This is a genomic window from Sphingomonas natans, from assembly GCF_030546695.1.
Lineage (GTDB): Bacteria > Pseudomonadota > Alphaproteobacteria > Sphingomonadales > Sphingomonadaceae > Sphingomonas_I > Sphingomonas_I natans.
Genome location: NZ_JAUOTP010000002.1, coordinates 70,230 through 87,497 on the forward strand (window position 1 = coordinate 70,230; position 17,268 = coordinate 87,497).

The following is a 17,268-nucleotide window of genomic DNA, read 5'->3' on the forward strand; positions in this document are numbered from 1 at the left end:
GCCTTAGGCGCAGCGGCGCTGAGAGGCGATACGAAGCAACGCCATCGTTCAACCGGTCGCTCGACTGCACCTCTTGATCCCGCCCCGTCCGTAATTACTTAGCAGCCTAATGACTTCCCGCGCCGATCTCGAAACCGCCTACGCGCGGACCTTGCTGCCGCTCGCGCGCATGTGGCGGCAGGCTGCGGACGGCGCGTTGCGCGGGATGGGCCTGTCGGCCTCGATCGGCTGGGCTTTGATCCAGGTCGGGCGGCTCGGCGACGATGTCCGCCAGACCGATCTCGCCGCCGAGCTGGACATCACCGCCGCCTCGCTGGTGCGGCTGATCGATCAGATGGTCGCCGCCGGGCTCGTCGAGCGGCAGCGCGATCCCGCCGATGCGCGCGTCAGCCGCGTCCGCCTGACCGCGCCCGGCCGCGCCCGCGCAGCGACGATCGAGGAGACGCTCGCGGCGCTGCGCTTCACGATGCTGGACGGGATCGACGAGGACGATCTGGCGACCGCTTTGCGCGTCGCGCAGACGTTCGCGGCACGCTTCGCGCAGGAGCTGGGGCGATGATCCTCGCGCGCTTCGGCGGCAAGGAGGCCCTGTTCACGGTCAAATGCCTCGTCGCCGCGATCCTCGCTTATTATCTCGCGCTGCGGATCGGGCTGACGCGGCCTTATTGGGCGGTGACGACCTCGTACATCGTCGCGCAGCCCTTGGCGGGCGCGGTCCTGTCGAAGGCGGTGTTCCGCGTCGCCGGCACCGTGCTCGGCGCGGCGGCCGCGGTCGTCCTCGTCCCCACTCTCGTCAACGCGCCCGAACTGCTGTCGCTCGCGCTCGCATTGTGGCTCGGCCTGTGCCTCTACATCTCGCTGCTCGACCGGACCCCGCGCGCCTACGTGTTCCTGCTCGCGGGCTATACCGCGAGTATCATCGGCTTTCCGTCGGTGGCGGCGCCCGACGCGATCTTCACGACCGCGGTGCTGCGCGTCGAGGAGATCGTCATCGGCATCCTGTGCGGCAGCCTGATCCACGGCGTCGTCTTCCCCCAGACCGTGACCGCGACCCTGCTCGTGCGCGTCGATGCGATCCTCGCCGATGCCGAGCGCTGGTCACGCGATTCGCTCGCAGGCCGGCCGGATGCGACGCTGGATCGGGATCGCCGGCGGCTCGCGCTCGACATCAACGAGCTTCACCAGCTTTCCATCCACCTGCCCTTCGACACCGCCCGCCTGCTGCCCCGCGTCCGTACGCTGCGCGCTTTGCAGGGCGAGCTTTCGATGCTGCTGCCGCTCGCCAGCGCGGTCGACGATCGCATCGGCGAGCTCCAGCGTGGCGCCGACGCGCCCCGCCCCGAGGCGCTCGCTTTGATCGAGGACGTCCGCGAATGGCTGCGCGATCCGCTTCCCTTGGCCGAGCGGGGTGCGACCGCCGACGCGCTGATCGCCCGCGCCCGCGCGCTGGAGCCGCCGCTGACCGGCGCGCTGCTCTGGCGCGATGCCTTGCGGCTGAGCCTGCTCGCCCGCCTCGGCGAACTGATTGACGCGCACCGCAATGCGCGCGATCTGCGCGATCAGATGCGCTCGCCCTCGCGCGCGCCGGTCACCCCGGCCGTAGCGCGGCTGCTGTCGCGCAGCGCGCGCCGGCCGCTCCACCGCGATCGCGGCACCGCCCTGCGCGCCGCCGCGGGCACGATCGCGACGATCCTGCTCGGCTGCACCTTCTGGATCGCGACCGGCTGGGCGGACGGCGCCGGCGCGGTGCTGATCGCGGGCGTCTGCTGCGCCTTGTTCGGCAACACCGACGATCCCGCCCCGTCGATCATGAAATTCTTCTACGGCACCGTCGGCGGGCTTCTGGTGGCATCCGTGTACGCGTTCGCGATCCTGCCGCGCGTCACCGATTTCGTCACGCTGGCCGCCGTCCTTGCCCCTCCGTTGCTGCTGGGCGGCCTCTTCCTCGCCCGGCCGGCGACGATGCTGTTCACGCTCGGCGCACTGCTCGGGGGGATCAACACGGTCGGCCTCAACGATCGCTTCGGCGGCAGCTTCGATACCTTCCTCAACGGCGGCGTCTCGCAGCTGATCGGCACGCTCTTCGCTGTCGTCACCGTCGGCCTGTTCCAGACGATCGGCGCCGACGCCAGCGCGCGCCGACTGATCCGCGCGGGCTGGCGCGAGCTCGCTGCGCGCAGCGACGCGCCCGGACCGCCCGACGCTATCGGCTGGGTCGCGCGCATGCTCGACCGGATCGGCCTGCTCGCGCCGCGCCTGGCCTTGCAGGGCGAGGATCCCGGCAAGCCTTTGCTCGACGCGCTCAGCGATCTGCGCGTCGGCGTCTCGGTCGGCGAGCTGCGCCAGCTGCGGCTCGACGGGACGGCCGAGGCCGGCGCCACGATCACCCCCGTGCTGCGCGGCGTCGGTGCGCATTATCGCGCGCTGCGCCCCGAACAGCCCTGCCCGCCCGAACCGCATCTGCTCGCCGGGATCGACACCGCGCTCTCAGGTCTCTCGAGCAGCGAAACGCCGGACACGCGCCGCACCGGCGTGCTGGCGCTGACCTCGCTGCGCCGGAACCTGTTCCCGCAGGCCCCCGCTTATGGAGTCACCGCATGACCGGCGAAATCTCGATCGGCGGCGTCTATCTGCCGACGATCCTCCTGCTCACGGTCGCGGCCCTGCTGCTGACCGGGCTCCTCACCCGCCTGTTCGCGTTCGTCGGCATCTATCGCCTCGTCGCCTATCGACCGCTCGTCGATCTCGCGCTCTTCATCCTGATCCTCGGGCTCCTCGCCCTGCTCACCGGACCCTCCGCATGAAATCGCTGCTCGCCCCCCTCGCCCGCTCCGCCGTGACGATCCTGATCGTCCTGCTCGCGATCCTTGTCGCGCTCTGGCTGTGGCGGCGCTACGAGACGGATCCCTGGACGCGCGACGGGCATCTGCGCGCCGATATCGTCCGCGTCACCCCCGATGTCGCCGGGCTCGTGACGCAGGTCGCGGTGCATGACAATCAGGCGGTGAAGCCGGGCGACATATTGTTCGTCGTCGATCGCCCGCGCTTCCAGCTGACGCTCGCCCAGTCCGACGCCGCGATCGCGAGCGCGCGCGCGACCTTGCTCCAGGCACGTCGCGAGGCGCAGCGTGATCTCGCGCTCGGCGATCTGGTCGCCAAGGAGACGCACGAGCAGAATGTCGCGCGTGTCGCCACCGCCAGCGCGTCGCTGGCGCAGGCCGAAAGCCAGCGCGACACCGCCGCGCTCAATCTCGCGCGGACGACGGTGCGCGCAACGGTGCGCGGCATCGTCACCAATCTCGATCTCCACCCCGGCGACTATATCGCCGCCGGCACGCAGGCGATGGCGCTGGTCGATAGCGATTCGCTGCGCGTCGAGGGCTATTTCGAGGAGACCAAGCTCGCGCGCATCCGGCTCGGCGATCCGGTCGTCGTCCACCTGATGGGCGAACCGCGCGCTCTGTACGGCCGCGTCGACAGCATCGCCGCCGGCATCAACGACAGCGAGCGCAGCAACACGACCAACCTGCTCCCCAACGTCAACCCGACCTTCACCTGGGTGCGGCTCGCGCAGCGCATCCCGGTGCGCGTCAAGCTGGAGCGCGTGCCCGCCGGCGTCGCGCTGATCGTCGGCCGGACCGCGACGGTCACGGTCCAGCCGCGGGTGCAGCCATGATTCGCCGCCCGCTCGCCGCCGCGCTCGGCCTCGCTCTGTCGGGCTGCGCGACGGTCGGCCCCGATTATGCCTTGCCTAACCAGGCGGCGGTCAACCGGCCCGCCGCGCAGGCACCGTTCGACAGCGGCAGGGAAAAGGCGTTCGCGGACATACCGCTCCCCGATCGCTGGTGGCAGCTCTATGGCGATGCCCGGCTCGACGGCTTCATCACCGAGGCGCTCGCCGCCAACGCCGATCTGCGCGTCGCCGACGCCAATCTCCGCCGTGCCGACGCGGTCGTGGCCGAGGTCGCGGCGGGGCGGACGCTGACGACCGCGATCGGCGGCGGCGCGTCGCTCGCGCGGCCTTATGGCACCGGCGGCAGCCTGCCCGGCGTGGTCGGCACCGATCTCGGCATCAGCCTCGCTTACCCGCTCGATCTGTCGGGGCGGATCACCCGCGCGATCGAGGCGGCGCAGGGCGATACCGAAGCGGTCGCCGCCGCGCGCGACAATGTCCGCGTGACCGTCGCGGCCGAGACCGCGCGGAGCTATGCCGCCGCCTGCACCGCCAACATGGTGCTCGCCGCCAACAATCGCGTACTCGGCCTCCAGCGCCAGACTCTGGACGTGACGCAGCGGCTCCAGCGCGGCGGGCGCGGTACGGCCTTCGACGTGACCCGCGCGCGCACCGCGGTCGATCAGAGCGAGGCGCTGATCCCCTCTGCGATCGCGACGCGCACCGCCGCGCTCTACCGGCTGGCGACGTTGATGGGCCGCGCGCCTGCCGACTATCCGCGCGACGTGGCGACGTGCGGAACGGCGCCGACGATGCGCCGGCCTTTGCCGATCGGCGACGGCGCGGCCTTGATCCGCCGCCGCCCCGACATCCGCTCGGCCGAGAGATCGCTCGCGGCGGCGACCGCGCGGATCGGCGTGGCGACCGCCAACCTCTATCCGCAGGTCAGCCTCGGCGGCTCGGCGGGCTTCACCGGGCCGGTCTCGGCCTTCGGATCGGGCGACGCCTTCCATATCGGCCTCGGGCCCTTGATCAGCTGGAGCTTCCCCAACCGGCCGATCGTCCGCGCGCAGATCGCGCAGGCGGGGGCTGCGGCCGATGCCGCGCTCGCCCAGTTCGATTCGACGACGCTGGAGTCGCTCCGCCAGGTCGAGACCGCGCTCTCGGCTTATGCGCGCGAGGCGGATCGCAACGCCGCGCTCGCCCGCACCCAGATCAGCGCCGCGACCGCCGCGGACCAGGCCGCGCGGCTCTATCGCTTCGGCCGCACCGATTTCCTGTCGCTGCTGACCGCGCAGGCCGCGCTGACGACCGCGCAGGCCAATCTGGCGGCGTCGGATGCGCTGCTGATCGATCGTCAGGTGGATGTGTTCAAGGCGCTCGGCGGCGGCTGGCAGGCCTGAACGGGAAACCGGGTCTTTCGCCGGCGCTCAGCCGTCGGTGGTGCGCTTGATCTTGTTGGGCAGATCCTTACCCTTGGTCCGCCGCGACGGAAGCTGGACGGGATTCTTCTTCTTCCACTCGGCCCAGGTCATCGGGCCGTCGGGCGTCTGGATGATGGCATCGTCGCTCACCTCGCGACCCTACAGGAGCCGCGCGGGGCTGTGAACCCGCCCGGCGATGGCTGGGCGGCGCACGCGCCGGGCGCTATGAGCCCGATCATGGCCACCAGTTTCGAGAGACAGCGGGATGCGACCGGTGAGGCCGATCTGCCGATCCGCGTCGTCGCGCTCTATCGCTTCACGCCCTTTGCCGACCTGGAGGCGCTGCGCGCGCCGCTGGCGCTCGCCTGCTGCTCGCAGGGCGTGAAAGGCACGTTGCTCCTGGCGCACGAGGGCATCAACGGGACGATCGCCGGTCCGGACGCGGCGATCGAGGCGGTCCTCGCGCATATCCGCGCGCTCCCCGGCTGCGCGAGCCTCGACGTGCGCGAAAGCCGCGCGCAGACGATGCCGTTCCACCGGATGAAGGTCCGCATCAAGCGCGAGATCGTGACGATGGGCGAGCCCGCGGTCGATCCGCTCGCCGATGTCGGCCATTATGTCGCGCCGGCCGACTGGAACGCGCTGATCGCGGATCCGAGCACGATCCTGATCGACACGCGCAATGACTATGAGGTCGCGGTCGGCACCTTCGCCGGCGCGATCGATCCCCGAACGCAGACGTTCCGCGATTTTCCCGCGTGGTTCCGCGCGCACCGGGAGGAACTGCTCGCCGGTGATCAGGCGCCGAAGATCGCGATGTTCTGTACGGGCGGCATACGCTGCGAGAAGGCGACCGCGTTCCTGAAGGCGGAAGGGCTCGACGACGTCCACCATCTGAAGGGCGGCATCCTCGCCTATCTGGAGCAGGTCCCGGTCGAGGAGAGCCTGTGGCAGGGCGAATGTTTCGTGTTCGATCAGCGCGTCGCGGTCGCGCACGGCCTCGCGCCCGGCAGCCACGAGCTCTGCCACGCCTGCCGCGCGCCGATCCATCCCGAGGATCGCGCCTCGCCTCTGTACCAGGAGGGCGTCAGCTGCCCCGCCTGTCATGCCGAGCGCAGCGACGAGCAGCGCGCGGGCTATGCCGAGCGCCATCGCCAGACGCGCCTCGCCGAGGCCCGCGGCATGGCGCATGTCGGCGCGACGCATCCGCCCAAAGCGGATGGCTGATCCGATCCTCTACAGCTTCCGGCGCTGCCCTTATGCGATGCGCGCGCGCATGGCGCTGCTGGTCAGCGGCACGCCGTTCGAGCTGAGGGAAGTGAAGCTCTCGGCCAAGCCGCCTGAAATGATCGCCGCCTCGCCGAAGGGGACGGTGCCCGTGCTCCTGTTCTCCGACGGGCAGGTCATCGACGAAAGCCTCGATATCATGCGCTGGGCGCTCAGCGTTCACGATCCGGAAGACTGGCTCGCGGGCGACGACGCTCGCCTGATCGAGGCCAATGACGGCGCGTTCAAGCATCATCTGGATCGATACAAATATCCGCATCGCCACGGATCGGACGCTGCCGAACATCGCGCGGCGGGCCTGGCGATCCTCGCGACGCTCGAGCAGCGGCTGGGCGTGCAGCCCTATCTATGCGGGCCGACGCGCTCGCTCACCGACGCGGCGCTCATGCCCTTCGTCCGCCAGTTCGCCGCGACCGATCCTGCCTGGTTCGACGCGCAGGCATTGCCAGCCGTGCAGCGCTGGCTCGCCGAGCAACTCGCGTCGCCACTGTTCGCGCGCGTGATGACGCGGCAAGATCCGTGGCTCGCCCCCGACGAGCCTACCGACCCTGATCGGACGACAGGATCGCCGCTCGCGTCTCCACGATGAGCGCAGGATCGATCCGGGTGCGGTTCGCGGCGACCGTTCCGGCACCCGGCCCATAGGAACCGCTCTCCGAAAAGCGCGAATCCTCGGGCCGGAAGATCTGCGTCTTGGTGCCGTCGCGCGCGGTGCCGGCCATGCTCGTCCAGTGCGACGGATGGATGTGCGCGTCCAAGAAACAGTCGATCAACGCCGCCTGCCCCACCGCATTCGGATCGGCGTAACGCCCGTCGGGGAAGCGGGTCGTGGGATGCCAAGGCCGCGCCAGCGCGACGGAGCCGTCGGCGACGCCCGCCTCGCGCGTCAGCCGCGATCGCGAGAAGACGATGCCGACCGGTCGCGACAGCGGCGTCGAGGGTGCGGCGACGAACGAAGCATAATCGCCCGGCGCGGTGGCGACCGCGCGCCGCCGGCTGCGGATCTCGCTCTCCTCGATCAGCAAAGTCCCGCTCCCGAAGATGAAATCGACATTGCCCGCGATCGTCGCATGGCGGATGAGCGCCCGGTTGCCGCGCGTGAACAATGTATCCTGATAGCCGAGCAAAGCGACCCGATCGAACAGCACGCGGTCGCTGTGCACGTCGAGCTGCACCGCCACGCCCTGCGAATTGCCGATCTTGCGCGCGTCGCCGTCGGGCAGTGCATCATTGGCCAGATAATCGAAATCATTCTCGATCGTCATATCGCGCACGACGACCTCGTCGCCGTCGACGATGAGCGTCGCCGATCCGGCAGTCCCCCAACCGTCGCGATCGAACGTGCCGGCATGTTCGGCGACGGCATCGAAATGCACGCGCGTCCGGGCGATGCCGCGTCCGATCAGGCGCATCTTGCCGCGCGTGACGACGACCTTCTCGCGAAAGTCGCCGGGGCCGACTTCGATCGAAACCCAATCCCCCTGCCGCATACTACCGGCCGCATCGACGGCTGCCTGAATCGTGGCAAAGCACCGTGCCGTCCGGCCGCAATCCTTGAGAACGCGATAGGAAGCGCCGGGGCGTTGCGCATCGGCATGGCCACCAAACGCGCAGAGCGCGATCAGCGCCAGCGATCCCGATCGCCACGAGAAGCGGGTCAGGCGTATCCTCATGCCGGTCCTTCCTTCATTTGTCGGTAGCAATCGGGTCGTCACAGCGTCGCGACCTTCCGGCCGTTGACCTTGACGCCCTCCAGCCCGAGATCCGTGATCCGCTCGACGATGCTCGGCTGATGCACGCCATCGAAGCGGCAATCGCGCAGCGTCAGGCGGCCGATCGGCGCCTGCGGCAGGCCCTGGCAATCCAGCACGCGGATCGCGTTCGCGACACGCAGCCGTTCGACGACGATATCGTCCAGCTCGGGCTTGAACGCACCGTTGGCGCCCTCTTCGTAATTGAAGTCGCACGTCAGAGCGGCGCGGCCGACCTGGCCGACAATGATGTCCCGCGCGCGGACATGCGCGATGCGCCCGCCCCGCACCGCATTGGTCTTGAAGCGCAGCGCGTACCAGAGGTCCGGGCTGCTCATCGCGCAATGCTCGGCGAAGACGTTCTCGACCCCACCCGACACTTCGCTGCCGATCACGACCCCGCCATGGCCGGCCTTCATCGTGCAATGCCGGATCACGATATTGCGTGCGGGCGCGTTCAGGCGCCGCCCATCGGCATTCCGGCCCGATTTGATCGCGATGCAATCGTCGCCCGTATCGAAGGTGCAATCCTCGATCAGCATCCCATCGACCGATTCGGGATCGCAGCCGTCATTGTTCGGGCCAAGCCCGATGACGGTCACGCCGCGCAAGGTCACGTTGCGCGACAGTACCGGATGGACATTCCAGCAGGGCGAATCGCGCAACGTCACGCCTTCGATCATGACAGTGTCGCAGCGCTGGAACTGGATCAGGTTGGGCCGCAAATAGCTGCCTTCGCCGAAGCGGCGCTCGGACACGGGGATCCCGGCTTCGGCCATCGCGAACAGCCGCGTGCGCGCCGCGCGCTGGTTCGGCAGGCCCTCGCGCCAGCCATAATGGCTGCCGCCGCTCCACGACCACCAGGCCTCTCCCTGCCCGTCGATCGTGCCGTACCCCGTCACCGCTACATTTTGCGCGTCGCTCGCGTAGATCAGCGGCGAATAGCCCATCAGCTCGACGCCTTCGAACCGCGTTGGCACGATCGGATACAGCGCAGGATCGGTGGCGAAGGCGATGGTCGCGCCCTTGGCGAGATGCAGCTCGACATTTGATTGCAGACGGATCGCGCCCGTCAGCCAGCGCCCCTCCGGCACGATGACGCGGCCGCCTCCCGCCGCGGCGCAGGCGGCGATCGCATCGGCGAACGCCTGCGTACACAGCGTCGCGCCACCGGAGGCCGCGCCGAACTTGCGCACGTCGAACGCGCGCCTCGGGAAGCGCGGCGGCCGCACGCGCGCGACGATCTCGGCGGCGCGCTCCCATCCGTCGCCGGCGGGCGAGCGGGCCTGCAGGCCGGTCGCCAATACGGCGCTCGCGGCGAGGAAGGTTCGGCGATCGAACATGCCCGTCATGATCCTGCTCCCGCGGCCGCTGCGGCGGCCCCATAGTTGTCATACAATCTTTCACGCCCGGGCTTGAAAGTCACGGGCCGGCGCGGTCTGATGCGGTGCGATAAAAACAGGCCGCGCGGCTTCGGGCCATGCCGGCGAAAGGAGCGGTGATGGACAGCAGCATTTTCCAGACGACGCCTTTTGCGCTCGCGCTCGCCTTGCTGGCCGGCGATGCACACGCCCAGCTGGCGTCGGCGCCGCCGATGAGCCGCGCTGCGGTCAACGTCGCCAAGGATGGCCCGACCAGCCTCGCCCCCGAATATCCGATGCCGTATCTCCGCCCGTCCGAGCAGGCGATCAAGGCGGTGATGGATCGCGTGCTCGGCTATATCGATCGGGAAACGCAGGTCGGCATGATCGATGCGTCGGGTCGCGACGTCGGCCTGAAAAGCCTCGACACGCAGAGCAAGTTCAAGCCGGGCTTCATCCTGACGAGCTACGAATGGGGCGTCACCTATGCCGGCGCGATGCTCGCGGGCGACGTGACGGGCGACACACGCTACACCCGCTACGCCGCCGACCGGATCAACTTCGTCGCCGACGTCGCGGCGCAGTATCGCAAGGCCGGCACGGACCCGAAGGCCACGCCCGTCCGCAACATGCTGGCGCCAGACCGGCTCGACGATTCGGGCGCGATGTCGGCGGCGTTCATCAAGGCGCAGCGCGCGGGGATCGGCGACGCCAATGTCCGCCCGCAGATCGACACCTATCTCGACTGGATCGCGAACAAGCAGTTCCGCATGGCCGACGGTACGCTGGCGCGCCAGCGGCCGCTGCCGGTCACGCTGTGGCTGGACGACACCTATATGAGCGTGCCCGGCCTCGCGCAGATGGGCGCGCTGACCGGCGAGCGGCGTTATTATGACGATGCCGTCCGCCAGGTCCTGCAATTCTCGCAGCGCATGTTCGTCGCGGACAAGGGCCTGTACATGCATGCCTGGGCCGAAGGCATGGATCCGCATCCCGCCTTCCACTGGGGCCGCGCCAACGGCTGGGCGCTGATGGCGATGGTCGAGCTGCTCGATGTTCTGCCCACCGATCATCCCGGCCGCCCGGCGGTGTTGGCGCAACTGCGCGCACACGTGGCGGGGCTGGCGAAGGTCCAGTCGGGCGTGGGCCTGTGGCACCAGCTGCTCGATCGGCCGGACAGCTATCTCGAGACCTCGGCCAGCGCGATGTATGCTTATGCCATCGCGCGCGCGGTCAATCGCGGCTGGATCGACCGGCGCACCTATGCGCCGATCGCGATGCTGGCGTGGAACGGCGTCTCGACGAAAGTGTCGGCCGCGGGCGAGGTCGAGGATGTGTGCGTCGGCACCGGCGTCGCCTTCGACGCCGCTTTCTATTATTTCCGCCCTCGCCACGTGCGCGCGTCGCATGGCTATGGGCCGGTGCTGCTGGCCGGCGCCGAAGTCATCGCCATGCTGCGCAAGGGCGCCCCGCTCGACGGCGGCCCCGGACAGGGTCTGATCTTCCAGTAAGACACGCCCGGTCTCCGGTTCGATCGGACACGAAAAAAGGGGCGCCGGCCAGCGCCGACGCCCCCTAGTCCGCATGATCCGCATCAGAACTTGGCGGTAACGCCCACCGTGAAGGTCCGGCCCTGCCGCGTTTCGAACAAGGTGTCCGTGCGGACGCTGTCGATATAGAGCGTGTTGCGCTCGTCGGTCAGATTCTGCGCCTCGACGATCAGCTTGATATTCTCGGTCAGATTGTACGAAGCCGAGGCATCGACATAGAGGGTCGATGCGTTGGCACGCACGTCGCTGTCATTGGCGCCCGAGGGAATGCCGCGATTGAAGCTGCTCCGATAGCTGGCGGTGGAGCGGATGCTGAACTTGCTATCCTCGTAATAGAGCGTCCCGCTTGCCGACTGCTTGGAAAGATCGATCAGATCGTCGGTCGTCGTCTGCGTCGGCACGCCGTTCACGCTCGCCAGGATATAATTGATCTTGGATTTCACGTGGGTGTAGCTACCCAGCACGCCGAAATTGGACAGGAAACCGGGCAGGAAGCGCAACGGGAATTGCGCATTGACCTCGAAGCCGTTCAGCGGTCCGCCCGGCGTATTGACCGAGCGATTGACGGTGAAGATGTCCGCGGGCGTAGAGGGCGTCCCCGCCAGCAGCGCATCGGGCAGGCCAAGCGAGCTATAGGGCACCTGGCTGGAGATCGACTGGATGTAGGACTGGATGTCCTTGTGGAAATAGGCGACCGACAGCAACGATCCGGGCGCGAAATACCATTCGAGCGCGACATCAATCGTGTCGGCGCGGATGGGATCGATGAACGGATTGTTGACGCTGCCCGTCCGGGTTGCGACCGTCACGCCGGCGGTCGGTGTCAACAGGCCGAGCTCGGCGCGCGACATCACGCTCGCCGCCGAGGCACGCAGCTGCAGCTTCTGCGTCAGCTCCGCCACCAGATTGATCGACGGCAGCCAGTCTTCGTAGGAACGGCTGACGTCGCCGCGCTGGCCGACGGTGGGGAAGGGCGCGCCGGCCGGTGCGGCGATCGGAATATAGCCGAACGAATCCTGGCTCGTGTGGACATAGCGCACGCCCATGTCGCCGCGGATCCGGATGGGAAGCATGTCTTCGGTGTTGAACGTCGCCATCAGATAGCCGCTCGTGACCTGTTCCCGCACGCCGGAGCGCGACGCGCCGCATTCGATGCCGCAATATTGGAAATTGTCGAAGCCGACCGCCGCGCGCCATTTGTCGGGATCGATCGCCGAAAATGCGGCCGGCGCATCCCCGCCGAGCAGCTTGTTGAAATTGGTGATCTGGCGGGTGATGCTGGCCAGCGTCGTGCCGGCGGGCAGCGCCTGGACGGGCACCTGCGTCGGGATGAGGTTCTGGCCGCGGACCTGGAAGTTGCTCTCGCGGAACTGGCCACCGGCCTTGAAGGCGAAATTATCGACGAGATTCCATTCGAGATTGCCCTCGAACGTCTTGTTCTTCGTGTCCTGCCGCAGCGGTCGGCCCGCCGTGCTGAAGCCGCCGAGCACCGTGAAATTGCCGTCGGGGCTGGGCGCGTAGCTGAAGTTCGCCGGATTGGCGACGTCGATCCCGAAGCCGATCTTCGGGATATTGCCGCCGTTGCGGAAATCGATCGAGAAGTTGTTGACGTTGATCGCGTCCATGAACGTCTGCAGCCGCAGCGGGCTGAAGAAGCGCGAATGCGAATAGCCGGCGAGGCCCGTGAATTTGAACTTGTCCGAGAAGCGGTGCTCGAGGTTGAGCGTGCCCTGCTTGAAGGTCGAGATGAACTGATCGACGAGCCCTTCCGAGCGGACATCGACGCCGTCGAACAGACCATACATCAGCGAGCCGTTCTGATCGAACTGGATGTCGCGCACCGAGGTCATCGGCTTGCCGCCATTGGTCACCGTCCGGCCGAACGAGATCGCGCCGATATAATTGTCCCGACGCTCCACATCGAAGCGCGAATAGAGCCCGTCGAGCGAGATGTCGGTATTGTCGTCGGGCTTCCACTGCAGCGTCAGCGTGCCGCCGATGCGTTCCGCATCCTGTTCGGAATTCACGTAACGGGGGATGCGCGGGAAGAATGCGCCGCCGCCGGGCTGGTTGGTGATGCCGCGCAGATTCTGGATGGCGTTATAGGCTGTAACCGTGCTGGTCCGCGGATTGTTGGTGCTGCAATTCGCGGCATTGGTGCCGCGTGCGGCGTTGGTCGCCGGGTTCTGCGGTGCATAGCCGACGGGCGAGCAGAAGCCGCCGTCGATATAAGCGGGCAGGATGTTCACGGCCGAATAGCCGACCTCGCGCAGGTTGCGCTTGCTGTAGGCGAACGAGCCGAGGATCCCGAACGTGCCGTCCATGAACTGCTTGGAGATCAGCGCCGATACGCGCGGATCCGCTTTCTTGGCGACCTGGTTGTAGATGCCGCGCGCCGTCCCGGTGATGACGAAGTCGGTCTTGAAATCCATCGGATGCGGCGCGCGCAGATCCACGGTCGCGCCGAGCGAGCCTTCCTCGACGTCGGCCGACGGCGTCTTGCGGACGGCCAGCGAGGAGAAGATCTCGGTCGGAAAGGCGTTGAAATCGAAGCTGCGGCCCGAATTGCCGGCGCCGTAGATGTCGGACGCGCCGGTCTGCGACGTGCCCTCCATCCCGTTGATCCGGACGCGGGTGAAGGCGGCGCCGAGACCACGGACCGAGATGTTCTTGCCCTCGCCGCCATCGCCACGCGACAGGGCCACGCCGGGAATGCGCTGCATCGATTCCGCAAGGTTGGCGTCGGGGAATTTGCCGATATCTTCGGCGACGATACTGTCGACCGCGGCCGTCTCGTTGCGCTTTAGATTGATCGCGCTGCTCAGCGAGGCGCGAAATCCCGTGACGACGATATCGGCCATGGAGCCGGGCGCCTCCGGAGCGGGCGTGCCCGTCGGCGTATCGCCCGAAGGCGTCGCGGGCTCGCCGTTCTTGTTCGAGGCAGGCGCATTTGCCGGAGCCGTTTGGGCAGCCGCAGCATCGACTGCTATGGCCAGCGCGAGCGACATGCCCGAGGCGGCCCCGAACAGCGAGACGGCGGCACGGCGAAATTGCTTGTTCACTGATACTCTCCTTCTGACACGGAAGAGCTCAGCCAAAGACAGTCAGTCATCCAGCCCCCCCCCTTTGGTCTTTTGACCTTGAGCTATGGATATCACCGGCCGGAGGTTTGTAAAGTAGTTGTAGCACAACATTTCGATTTGATGCTTTTTGGTCAGTCTATCTGACATAGTTCATGATCGCCGAGGGCCGCCTTTTCCTTGCCCGGATGTCTCGCGGGACATCGAAGACTTCACACGCGCGGCTTTAATGTCCCGATGGGTCAGAATGGCGGCTTCCCCGGCGCGCGGACATTTCGGCCCTAAAACCGCATTTCGCGATTGTGCCGCGCGCAGTGTCCCGTATGGGCGCACCCGCACTTGTCATATAGGTTTCGGAGTTAGGCCCTCGAACCTTCGCGTCCGCCATGCACATGACATGCGGCTGCCGGACCTATTGGTGCGTCTGGGCTCGCAAGCCCGCGGCCCCTTAGGGCGTATCCAGTGCGTCGAACGGGACGCCCACGGCGCGGGTTGGACGCAGCGGTTAGTGCGGAGCTTGCCGCAGGCCGAGCCAGCGGGCAGGAGGCGCGCCAACATCGGAGAGACATGACATGGCCAGCCGCCTTGAGATCGACCAAGCAAGCATCACCGACAATGACGTGACCCGGCAGGTCGAATTCACCGCCGAGATCGACGGGGACGAACGGGACTTCGCGGTGAAATATGCGGTGCTGAAGGAGCTGAGCGGGGACGAGCCCGAAGACGATGCGCTCGAGATGTTCGAGCGCTTCAGCGACGAGATAGCGGACATCTGCGCCGAGGCAGCCGATGAACGGCCGAATGCCAGCGTGGTGATCATCGACGAGAATGATCTGGAATAAGCCGAGCGATACCGCCGGCCGGACCGGACGGCGATCGCACCGCCAGCGGCACGGGGGCTCCGTTAAATCGGGATCAGCGGTGGTGGCTATCGCGACGATAGCCACCACCGCTGGGCTGCCGCGACCTATTCGCTCGGGAAAGCCTTGATCGTGCCGGTGCGCCGCTTCTCGGTCGGTGCGGGAGCGGGCGCGGGCTTGCGCCCGAGCCCGATCTTGTGCGCCAGCGCGCGGCGCTGCTCGCTATAGTTCGGCGCCGTCATCGGATAGTCGAACGGCAGGCCGAAGGCCTGGCGATAGCTTTCCGGCGTGTGGCCGTGGTTGCTCAGATGCCGGCGAAGCATCCGATAGGGTTTGCCGTCGATGAGGCTGATGATGTGCTCGGGATTGGCGAGCGACTTGCGCGCGCTGACCACGCCCTTGGGTGATTCGGGCTCAGCCGGAGCTGCCGCCATTCCCAGACCGGCGAGCGCCTCGTGGACCGCCGCGATCAGGGCCGGCACGTCGCGCGCTGCGACCCGATTATGGGCGACGTAGGACGTGACGATGTCGCCCGTAAGTTCGATGGTCGCCGTCTGATCTTCGCTCATTCTACGATATCCAATACTAAACTGACGGCATGCCAGTAGCGCCGCGGGCCGGTCCCACAAGGATAACATGCCGTTAAGCGACGAACGGAAGACACTTTGCGGTCGGCAGACGAGCTCTGCGACGTCCGTTCACCCGCCGAATTGCGGCAGACAGGTCCGGGACCGGCCGCTCCGTCGCGTCTCCGAGACCCCCAACGCACCGGCCTGCGCTTGGACCCGGAGCGACCGGGCTCGATCTCTGCCGAGCGGTTCAATTCCGATATCGGTTCAGCTGCGCGTCGCGCTTCGGATTGGCGCGATCTGGTCCTTGCGCCGTAAAGACTAAGCCTTGAGATGCGGCCGATGATCCGGATCGCCACGCTGTTCACGAGTCTGCTGCTTCACTCGGCGAGAAGCGCGGCCATGGTCCGAGCGGTTCGGTCACTGATAGCCTTCTGTTCGCTGCTGTTGCTGGCCGGCATGGCGCAGGCGCAGGTCGCACCATTGATCGTCGCGCCGCCGGCGCCACCCGCATCGCTCGCCCTACCGGCGCCCACGCCCTTGGAAACGCCGGTCGAGGCGCTGGCGGCGGATGCCAGGGAATATGCGCGTGCCTACGGGGTCGCGCCCGCTGAAGCCCTGCGTCGCCTGGAGGCGCAGGAGGCCAGCGTAACGCTGATCGATCGACTTGCATCCGATTATGGCGATCGCCTCGCCGGCGTTTTTATCGAACATGAGCCGACCTATCGGATCGTCATCGTCGTGACGGGCCCGCCGGCCAGCGACATGCAGATCGCCCTTGCCGCCTTCGGCGTACCGGTGATCCTGCGCACCGGTGCGGTGTCGACGCGAACGGACGTTCTTCGTGCGATCGAGCAGAACCAGGCCGCTTTGCGCGCGGCGCTTCCCTCGCCGCCTGGAATGGGCGTGGACCCGCATACGGGTGCGCTGATGATCGTGACGCGGCAGGGCGATCTCCCAAGCGATGGCGACCGGACTTCGATGGAATCGCGACTGGCCGCGATTGCGGGCGTGCCGGTGGAACTCAGGAGTTGGGGCGAGCTCGACACCAACCTCTCGGTCGAAGGCGGCGGCCGTGTGGTCGGCGGCGATGCTGAGGAGAGACACCGCTTCGTCTGTACCTCGGGCTTCGTCGTGACGGACGGCGTCCGGACGGCGATTTCGACCGCGGCGCATTGCCCCGACAACCTCACTTTCGTCGGTCCGGATGGCACACGCACCGCTTTGACGATCGTGGGCGCCTGGGGCGCCCGGTATCAGGACGTTCAGATCCACAGCGCCGGAGAGACGCTGCAACCTGCTTTTTATGCTGACAGCGAAACGCGCGCGCGCCTGGCAGCCACCTGGCGCAACCGGACGAGCACGCGGGCTGGCGACTTCGTCTGCCATCGCGGCCAGCGCACCGGGTACAGCTGCGCTGTCGTCAGGCTCGTCGATTATGCGCCGCCTGGCGATCTCTGCGCGGGTCCCTGCCCTGCCACATGGGTCGCGGTCAGCGGCCCCCGCTGCAAGGGAGGCGACAGTGGCGGCCCCGTCTTCCTGGGATCGGTCGCATTCGGACTGGTCAAGGGCGACAGCTCCGAGAACGGCACGTGCCGGCTCTATTATTACATGTCCGCGGACTACTTTCCGCCTGGCTGGACTGTCATGCACGTAGCGCCGCCCACTTTAACCGGGGCGCCGCCCGTTGCGCTTGATCGCGCGCCTTAAGAT

Annotated in this window: 15 protein-coding genes; 10 read left to right on the plus strand and 5 right to left on the minus strand. The window is 67.5% G+C overall.

The window, feature by feature from the left end:
• The first annotated feature begins 109 nt into the window (after positions 1–109).
• The 5 genes from Q4F19_RS04025 to Q4F19_RS04045 are packed head-to-tail and all read left to right on the plus strand — an operon-like array spanning position 110 to position 5,076.
• Positions 110–559, plus strand: a complete 450-nt coding sequence (locus tag Q4F19_RS04025) for a MarR family winged helix-turn-helix transcriptional regulator (protein ID WP_303540086.1) — start codon at positions 110–112, stop codon at positions 557–559.
• Positions 556–2,601: an FUSC family protein gene (locus Q4F19_RS04030; RefSeq protein ID WP_303540088.1), complete on the plus strand. Its 2,046-nt coding sequence runs from the start codon at positions 556–558 to the stop codon at positions 2,599–2,601. The genes Q4F19_RS04025 and Q4F19_RS04030 overlap by 4 nt, the downstream gene beginning before the upstream one ends.
• Positions 2,598–2,804, plus strand: a complete 207-nt coding sequence (locus tag Q4F19_RS04035; RefSeq protein WP_303540090.1) for a DUF1656 domain-containing protein — start codon at positions 2,598–2,600, stop codon at positions 2,802–2,804. The genes Q4F19_RS04030 and Q4F19_RS04035 overlap by 4 nt, the downstream gene beginning before the upstream one ends.
• A complete protein-coding gene (locus Q4F19_RS04040) occupies positions 2,801–3,676 on the plus strand; it encodes an efflux RND transporter periplasmic adaptor subunit (RefSeq protein ID WP_303540092.1) in 876 nt (291 codons plus the stop codon). The genes Q4F19_RS04035 and Q4F19_RS04040 overlap by 4 nt, the downstream gene beginning before the upstream one ends.
• Complete coding sequence (locus Q4F19_RS04045; protein ID WP_303540094.1) at positions 3,673–5,076, plus strand: efflux transporter outer membrane subunit; 1,404 nt, start codon at positions 3,673–3,675, stop codon at positions 5,074–5,076. The genes Q4F19_RS04040 and Q4F19_RS04045 overlap by 4 nt, the downstream gene beginning before the upstream one ends.
• A 27-nt stretch (positions 5,077–5,103) precedes the next feature.
• On the opposite strand, the gene Q4F19_RS04050 is transcribed toward Q4F19_RS04045, so the two are convergent.
• Positions 5,104–5,247, minus strand: a complete 144-nt coding sequence (locus Q4F19_RS04050; protein WP_303540096.1) for a hypothetical protein — start codon at positions 5,245–5,247, stop codon at positions 5,104–5,106.
• 87 nt (positions 5,248–5,334) lie between these two features.
• Between Q4F19_RS04050 and trhO the strand changes: the two genes are divergently transcribed.
• Entirely contained in the window at positions 5,335–6,324 is a 990-nt protein-coding gene (gene trhO, locus Q4F19_RS04055; RefSeq protein WP_303540098.1) for an oxygen-dependent tRNA uridine(34) hydroxylase TrhO, read from the plus strand.
• Positions 6,317–6,973: a glutathione S-transferase gene (locus Q4F19_RS04060; RefSeq protein WP_303540100.1), complete on the plus strand. Its 657-nt coding sequence runs from the start codon at positions 6,317–6,319 to the stop codon at positions 6,971–6,973. Before trhO ends, Q4F19_RS04060 begins: the two co-directional genes overlap by 8 nt.
• On the opposite strand, the gene Q4F19_RS04065 is transcribed toward Q4F19_RS04060, so the two are convergent.
• Together Q4F19_RS04065 and Q4F19_RS04070 are read right to left on the minus strand one after the other, a co-directional pair.
• Positions 6,924–8,057 carry a pectinesterase family protein gene (locus tag Q4F19_RS04065; RefSeq protein WP_303540102.1) on the minus strand — a complete coding sequence of 378 codons (1,134 nt, stop codon included), beginning with the start codon at positions 8,055–8,057 and terminating at the stop codon, positions 6,924–6,926. The two genes, Q4F19_RS04060 and Q4F19_RS04065, sit on opposite strands and share 50 nt — an antisense overlap.
• A gap of 38 nt (positions 8,058–8,095) precedes the next feature.
• Positions 8,096–9,487: a glycoside hydrolase family 28 protein gene (locus Q4F19_RS04070; RefSeq protein ID WP_303540104.1), complete on the minus strand. Its 1,392-nt coding sequence runs from the start codon at positions 9,485–9,487 to the stop codon at positions 8,096–8,098.
• 149 nt (positions 9,488–9,636) lie between these two features.
• Here Q4F19_RS04070 and Q4F19_RS04075 point away from each other — a divergent pair, with 149 nt between their 5' ends.
• The gene (locus Q4F19_RS04075) at positions 9,637–11,007 is read left to right on the plus strand and encodes a glycoside hydrolase family 88/105 protein (RefSeq protein ID WP_303540106.1); all 1,371 of its coding nucleotides are present in this window, start codon (positions 9,637–9,639) and stop codon (positions 11,005–11,007) included.
• A gap of 83 nt (positions 11,008–11,090) precedes the next feature.
• Here Q4F19_RS04075 and Q4F19_RS04080 read toward each other — a convergent pair whose 3' ends face one another.
• The gene (locus Q4F19_RS04080) at positions 11,091–14,108 is read right to left on the minus strand and encodes a TonB-dependent receptor (RefSeq protein WP_303540110.1); all 3,018 of its coding nucleotides are present in this window, start codon (positions 14,106–14,108) and stop codon (positions 11,091–11,093) included.
• A 590-nt stretch (positions 14,109–14,698) separates the two neighbouring features.
• On the opposite strand from Q4F19_RS04080, the gene Q4F19_RS04085 reads away from it, so the two are divergent.
• Positions 14,699–14,968, plus strand: a complete 270-nt coding sequence (locus tag Q4F19_RS04085) for a DUF1488 family protein (protein ID WP_303540111.1) — start codon at positions 14,699–14,701, stop codon at positions 14,966–14,968.
• Positions 14,969–15,093: 125 nt separating this feature from the next.
• On the opposite strand, the gene Q4F19_RS04090 is transcribed toward Q4F19_RS04085, so the two are convergent.
• Positions 15,094–15,555: a Ros/MucR family transcriptional regulator gene (locus tag Q4F19_RS04090; RefSeq protein ID WP_303540112.1), complete on the minus strand. Its 462-nt coding sequence runs from the start codon at positions 15,553–15,555 to the stop codon at positions 15,094–15,096.
• A 342-nt stretch (positions 15,556–15,897) separates the two neighbouring features.
• On the opposite strand from Q4F19_RS04090, the gene Q4F19_RS04095 reads away from it, so the two are divergent.
• The gene (locus Q4F19_RS04095; RefSeq protein WP_303540113.1) at positions 15,898–17,265 is read left to right on the plus strand and encodes a chymotrypsin family serine protease; all 1,368 of its coding nucleotides are present in this window, start codon (positions 15,898–15,900) and stop codon (positions 17,263–17,265) included.
• Positions 17,266–17,268: the final 3 nt, after the last annotated feature.

What these genes read in the sequence shown, in the direction of transcription:
- Q4F19_RS04025 (WP_303540086.1), top strand. Translation starts at nt 110, where the DNA reads ATGACTTCCCGCGCCGATCTCGAAACCGCCTACGCGCGGACCTTGCTG.
- Q4F19_RS04030 (WP_303540088.1), top strand. Translation starts at nt 556, where the DNA reads ATGATCCTCGCGCGCTTCGGCGGCAAGGAGGCCCTGTTCACGGTCAAA.
- Q4F19_RS04035 (WP_303540090.1), top strand. Translation starts at nt 2,598, where the DNA reads ATGACCGGCGAAATCTCGATCGGCGGCGTCTATCTGCCGACGATCCTC.
- Q4F19_RS04040 (WP_303540092.1), top strand. Translation starts at nt 2,801, where the DNA reads ATGAAATCGCTGCTCGCCCCCCTCGCCCGCTCCGCCGTGACGATCCTG.
- Q4F19_RS04045 (WP_303540094.1), top strand. Translation starts at nt 3,673, where the DNA reads ATGATTCGCCGCCCGCTCGCCGCCGCGCTCGGCCTCGCTCTGTCGGGC.
- trhO (WP_303540098.1), top strand. Translation starts at nt 5,335, where the DNA reads ATGGCCACCAGTTTCGAGAGACAGCGGGATGCGACCGGTGAGGCCGAT.
- Q4F19_RS04060 (WP_303540100.1), top strand. Translation starts at nt 6,317, where the DNA reads ATGGCTGATCCGATCCTCTACAGCTTCCGGCGCTGCCCTTATGCGATG.
- Q4F19_RS04065 (WP_303540102.1), bottom strand. Translation starts at nt 8,057, where the DNA reads ATGAGGATACGCCTGACCCGCTTCTCGTGGCGATCGGGATCGCTGGCG.
- Q4F19_RS04070 (WP_303540104.1), bottom strand. Translation starts at nt 9,487, where the DNA reads ATGACGGGCATGTTCGATCGCCGAACCTTCCTCGCCGCGAGCGCCGTA.
- Q4F19_RS04075 (WP_303540106.1), top strand. Translation starts at nt 9,637, where the DNA reads ATGGACAGCAGCATTTTCCAGACGACGCCTTTTGCGCTCGCGCTCGCC.
- Q4F19_RS04085 (WP_303540111.1), top strand. Translation starts at nt 14,699, where the DNA reads ATGGCCAGCCGCCTTGAGATCGACCAAGCAAGCATCACCGACAATGAC.
- Q4F19_RS04090 (WP_303540112.1), bottom strand. Translation starts at nt 15,555, where the DNA reads ATGAGCGAAGATCAGACGGCGACCATCGAACTTACGGGCGACATCGTC.
- Q4F19_RS04095 (WP_303540113.1), top strand. Translation starts at nt 15,898, where the DNA reads ATGATCCGGATCGCCACGCTGTTCACGAGTCTGCTGCTTCACTCGGCG.